Here is a 516-nt window from a genome sequence, read left to right on the forward strand (position 1 = left end):
ATCCTTCAACCACGGCTATGCAGTGTTTTGAAACAGCAGCACGGCATTTGAGTTTTACCAATGCTGCGCAAGAGATGCATATGACGCAGAGTGCGATCAGTAAGCAGGTGGCGCAGCTAGAGGAGATGCTCAATCTGTCACTGTTTTATCGGACACCGCATCGCATCTCACTCACGCCTGCAGGCAAAACGTATTATCTTGAAGTGTTGAATATTCTCAAACATATCGAGGCGGCGACGACTAGTCTGATGTCAAACAGCGACAACTCAGAGGTACTTAAAATTGTCACCCATCCCACTTTTTGTGCTCGTTGGCTGATACCAGCACTGGAGGGATTCAGCCAGGCACATCCACTGCTTAATTTAAATATCAAAGAACTTGCAGTACCTTTTTTTGCCGAAGATCAAAATGTCGACGTTGCCTTTATGTATGGTGATGGCGTTTGGGGTGGTATGGAGTCAATAAAGCTGTTTCATGAGCATACGGTGGCGGTCTGTCACCCTAAGTATCTGACGG

At 46.7% G+C, this 516-nt stretch carries 1 protein-coding gene; it reads left to right on the top strand.

The genetic code is table 11. From position 1 onward, the window contains the following. The coding region (locus tag ACS8FC_RS20930) for a LysR family transcriptional regulator (protein ID WP_439298196.1) at positions 1-516 on the top strand (516 nt) is incomplete at both ends.

The organism is Psychrobacter sp. 1Y4, from assembly GCF_051847555.1.